Annotated in this window: 5 protein-coding genes and 1 pseudogene; 3 read left to right on the forward strand and 3 right to left on the reverse strand. The window is 70.0% G+C overall.

What is annotated here, in order from left to right; translation table 11 throughout:
* A pseudogene (locus ACLQ24_RS28775) lies at positions 1 to 293 on the reverse strand (hypothetical protein); the annotation flags it as partial.
* Between the two features lie 768 nt (positions 294 to 1,061).
* Between ACLQ24_RS28775 and ACLQ24_RS28780 the strand changes: the two are divergent.
* Both ACLQ24_RS28780 and ACLQ24_RS28785 read left to right on the forward strand, forming a co-directional pair.
* Complete coding sequence (locus ACLQ24_RS28780) at positions 1,062 to 1,862, forward strand: helix-turn-helix domain-containing protein (protein WP_425894879.1); 801 nt, start codon at positions 1,062 to 1,064, stop codon at positions 1,860 to 1,862.
* The gene (locus tag ACLQ24_RS28785) at positions 1,853 to 2,044 is read left to right on the forward strand and encodes a DUF397 domain-containing protein (RefSeq protein WP_425894880.1); all 192 of its coding nucleotides are present in this window, start codon (positions 1,853 to 1,855) and stop codon (positions 2,042 to 2,044) included. The genes ACLQ24_RS28780 and ACLQ24_RS28785 overlap by 10 nt, the downstream gene beginning before the upstream one ends.
* Before the next feature lie 73 nt (positions 2,045 to 2,117).
* Here the strand turns inward: ACLQ24_RS28785 and ACLQ24_RS28790 are convergent, their stop codons facing one another.
* Complete coding sequence (locus ACLQ24_RS28790; protein ID WP_425894881.1) at positions 2,118 to 2,336, reverse strand: hypothetical protein; 219 nt, start codon at positions 2,334 to 2,336, stop codon at positions 2,118 to 2,120.
* A 177-nt stretch (positions 2,337 to 2,513) separates the two neighbouring features.
* On the opposite strand from ACLQ24_RS28790, the gene ACLQ24_RS28795 reads away from it, so the two are divergent.
* On the forward strand, positions 2,514 to 2,876 hold the full coding sequence (locus tag ACLQ24_RS28795; RefSeq protein WP_425894883.1) for an effector-associated constant component EACC1: 363 nt from the start codon (positions 2,514 to 2,516) through the stop codon (positions 2,874 to 2,876).
* Between the two features lie 42 nt (positions 2,877 to 2,918).
* On the opposite strand, the gene ACLQ24_RS28800 is transcribed toward ACLQ24_RS28795, so the two are convergent.
* Positions 2,919 to 3,983 (reverse strand): glycoside hydrolase family 18 protein, encoded by a 1,065-nt coding sequence (locus tag ACLQ24_RS28800; RefSeq protein ID WP_425894882.1) that lies wholly within the window; start codon positions 3,981 to 3,983, stop codon positions 2,919 to 2,921.
* Between the last annotated feature and the right edge of the window lie 75 nt (positions 3,984 to 4,058).

Below are 4,058 nucleotides of genomic sequence, written 5' to 3' on the forward strand. Positions count from 1 at the left end.
TGCGCGTCGAAGCCGATCTCGTCGAGTAGCTCGCGGGTGCGGTTGCTGTCGTAGCCGCGGTCGAGGTGGGCGGTGACCTGCTGCGGCCAGTGATGGCGCAGTGGGGCGCTGCACTGCTCGAAGGTGTCGCGCAGCAGCGGCGAGTCGTGCCGGTTGGCCGGGGCGCCGGTGATCCCGAGCGGGATGCTGTCAGGTGGGCCAGCAGGGCCGGGCGATCCAACCGGTAGGCCGCCAGGAGGCGGAGCTTGGCGGCCGAGCAGGGCCAGGCGATTCCGCAGGTGCCGCAGCGCCATGTCGGGCGGGCGGGCTGATGGTCGGGAGCGCGATGGGACATCAGCCGACCCGCACCGGACCGCGCGTGGCCGGGCGCCGAGCATCACGACGCGACCGCGAGGTGGGCAGGGACGGCGCGGTGATCGGGCGGGGCAGGGTGAGGTGGTGGTCGGGCGGGGCGGCGCGGTGGCGGGCACCGCGGTGGGATTGGGTGGCGCGGGGTTTCGAGGTGTGGCGGCGGTTCGAGGTGTGGCGGCGGTCCGGCGTGGGGCGGCGGTTCGAGGTGTGGCGGCGGTCCGGCGTGGTGTGGCAGGTGGGGAGGTGAGCCATTGTGCGCCGGCGGGCATCAGGTACAGCTCGCAGCGCGCGACCGCGTCTCCGTTCGGACCGAGCACGTAGGCGTCGATCCACAACCAACCGTGGTACGTGTGCCGATCGGTGAGGGCGCGGATCACGCGGACGGTGATGGGGCGGCCGAACTGCGGGCTCGCGGCACGGGTCAGGTAAAGCAGGTCACCGGACCGCACCTGCGGTGTGTGGTCGATGGGCATGGTCTCCCCCTGGCAGACGTTGGTAGGGGCCGCCCGTGAGTGCTCGCCCAGAGGGCGGCCCCGGAACGAACGCGTCCGCCGGGTCTCGGGTCCTCCACCGGCCGCGCCGCTGGTGACACTCTGCCGTGGAGGCCACTACGCTCGGAAGGTGCTTCGTCGCTTCGGGCTGAACTGGCGAAGCCTCTCCACGCCGGGCAGTGGCGTGGGTAGTCGATCTTCCGGTTTGGGGAGCATTGAATGGCTGATCTGCCGCACTCGCTCGCCGCGTTCATCGTCGGAGAGATCCGCCGCGCCCGCGGGGCCGCCGGGATGACGCAGGAGGCGTTCGGCCGAGGTGCCGGGTTCAGCGCGTCGCACGTCAGCGCCGTCGAGGGCGAGACGCGAGCGTTGACGATGGACTTCATCAAGGGCGCCGACCGTGCCCTCAACAACGGCGGCCTGTTCGAACGCATGGTCGCGAAGCTCGGGGCACCGTCCTGGTTCCTGCCATGGCTGGACGCCGAACACGTTGCGACTCAACTCCGCTCGTGGCAGCCGTCCCTGGTGCCGGGCCTACTCCAGACCGAGCAGTACGCCCGAGCGGTCATTCGCTGCGACGACACTCTCAGCGAGGAGGAGGTCGATAAGCGGCTTGCCGCTCGGCTGGACCGGCAATCGATCCTCACCCAGCCAAAGGCGCCGCAATTTGTTGCGGTGATCGGGGAGGAGGTGCTGCGGCGTGCGGGCGAGGATTTTCGAGGAATCATGGCAGGGCAGATCACACACCTGACGGCTATGGCCGAGCGGCCAAACGTCAGCGTCCATATCGTGCCGGGTGACGTAAGCATGCACGCAGGGCTGACCGGTCCGTTCATCCTGGCTCGGGCTGCGGACGGTAAGTGGGTCGGCCAGTTGGAGAACCAGCTTGGCGGGCTGGTTATCAGTGGCGACGACGACATGGCTACGCTTCTGTCAAAGTGGGAGACCATACGGAACGAGGCCCTACCTCGACGGCAGTCAACCGACCTGATGAAGGAAGTGGTGACGTCATGGACCTGATCGACGCTAACTGGCGCAAGTCCACCCGCAGTGGATCCAGCGGGGGCGACTGCGTCGAGGTTGCGGACAATCTGCCGGGCATCGTCGGTGTGCGGGACTCCAAGGACCCCGACGGGCCGGCGCTGATCTTCGGGCCGGCGTCGTGGCGGGCGTTCGTCGCCGAGGTCGCCCGTCGGCCCTGACCGGCATCCCAAGCGACAAGCGCCCGTCCCTTCCGAACGAAAGGGACGGGCGCTTCGCTGTGCGGGGGATCGGTCAGGCGACCACCGACCGGAAGGGCACTCCGGCGGCGCGCAGCGCGCGTACCAGGTCGTCCGTGAAGGGGTGTTCGTCGGCCTGGAGGCCCTGCGGGTTGGGGATCACGACTGGTGTGCCGCCGAGCAGGGGAGTCGTGCCGAGCAGGAGCGCGAGCGCGGCGACGCCTGCCAGCCGCTTCGGAGGGACCGTCCAGAACGGACGCGACGATGGGGCCATGTCTCGGGTTCCCTTCTTGGGGGAAAGCCTCGCAGTGGCCGGAGCCTATGAACGGGCCGACGCGGCGGTCACGGTCCGATCGGCTCCGGTGAGTGCGTGGGATGCCGGGTCCGGGACCGGCTGGCAGGATGGTGGTGTGACTCAGCGTCGTCTTGGAGGGAGCAGAACGTGCCGGAGATGATCACGCTCGCGGTTCGTCCGGATCTTTCGTCTGTCGATGCCCGGCGCTCGTTGGCGTCCTGGCTGCGCGCCGACGACCGGCTGCGCGACGGGGTGACCCTGACGCCGCCGGAGGGGGTGCCCGAGGGCGGCGCGGACGTGCTGCGGGTGGCTGTCGAGGGCGCGGGCGCCGCCATGGTGCTGGTCCAGGCGGTGGCCGGGTGGCTCACCCACCGCCGTGACGACGTGTCGGTGGGGTTCAGTCGGGGCGACGGCTGGTCGGCCGACCTGGACGTGTCCCGCGCGCGGGACATGACCCAGGTGACCGCGCTCATCGAGGCCACCGTGCACGCGGTGACGCCCCAGGAGCAGCGCCCGTGACCACGTGCTGCTCGCGCACCACGTGATCACGGGCGTCGGTTGCTACCAGGTGGTCAGGCCGAGGCCGATCGTCCTGGTCAGGGTGGCGTTGTCGTCGTCGCCGTCCAGCGACCAGATCATCGCCCCGCCCAGGCCGGCTCGCCGGATGTAGAGCGTCTTCTGCAACACGACCGCCGGGTCGTCGTACGTCCAGAGGGTCGTACCGTCGAAGAGCCAGGCGTGCCCGGCGCGCAGGTCGCGGTGCACGGTGTAGCCGTTGTCGGCGAGGGCCTTGAGGTTCTTGTAGTCCTCGTATCCGGCCTCGAAGGTCGCCGGTGCGGGGCCTGCGGCCGGCTGGAACAGGCCGTTGCCGCCGCCGGTGACGCCGGTCCAGCCGCGACCGTAGTAGGGGATGCCCAGGACCAGCTTGGCGCGTGGCGCGCCGCGGACGATCCACCCGTCGACGGCCACCTCGACGGAGAAGTCCGGGTTGTCGGGCGAGTCCGCCGGTACGCGCAGCGCCGACTGCTGGTTGGCGCGGGTCTCCCAGCCGCCGTGGAAGTCGTACCCCTGCACGGTGGCGAAGTCCAGGTACTTGAAGATCTTGCGGCCCTCGTAGCCGGCGTCCATCGTGGCCGGGTTGGCCGGCAGGAAGGCCGTCAGCGGGTGGTGCGAGCGGGTGGTGCGGCCGTACGCGTCGAGCTGCCTGCGGAATTCGGCGAGCAGTTTGGTGAAGTTCTCCCGGTCCTCGGGGCGGATCACGTTGCCGGGCTCACCGTCCCAGTTCGGCCACTCCCAGTCGAGGTCGACGCCGTCGAAGACGCCCGCCCCGGCGCCCGGCGCGCCCGGGAGGTTGCCCTTGAGGTACAGGTCGATGCAGGAGGCGACGAACGCCTTGCGGGAGGCGTCGGTGCGGGCGGCGTTGGAGAAGTACGTCGACCAGCTCCACCCACCCAGCGAGATCAACACCTTGAGCTGGGGGTGCTTGGCCTTCAACTTGGCGAGCTGGTTGAAGTTGCCGTTGAGCGCCTGGCCGGGTGCGTCGGCGATGCCGTCGACGCTCTCCTCGGCGGGGACCGGCCGCTGGTAGTCGGCCCAGGCGTCGCCCTCGCCCGGCCCGCCGTCCACATATTGACCCGTAACCCAAATGGTTTGTGATCGTTTGGGGTGTATGGGCGTTACGGTGCGGGACGCGCGTCGGCT

The organism is Micromonospora sp. DT4 (assembly GCF_049841675.1).
GTDB lineage: Bacteria > Actinomycetota > Actinomycetes > Mycobacteriales > Micromonosporaceae > Micromonospora.

Coding starts and splice junctions, on each gene's coding strand:
- ACLQ24_RS28780 (WP_425894879.1), top strand. CDS start 1,062: ATGGCTGATCTGCCGCACTCGCTCGCCGCGTTCATCGTCGGAGAGATC.
- ACLQ24_RS28785 (WP_425894880.1), top strand. CDS start 1,853: ATGGACCTGATCGACGCTAACTGGCGCAAGTCCACCCGCAGTGGATCC.
- ACLQ24_RS28790 (WP_425894881.1), bottom strand. CDS start 2,336: ATGGCCCCATCGTCGCGTCCGTTCTGGACGGTCCCTCCGAAGCGGCTG.
- ACLQ24_RS28795 (WP_425894883.1), top strand. CDS start 2,514: ATGATCACGCTCGCGGTTCGTCCGGATCTTTCGTCTGTCGATGCCCGG.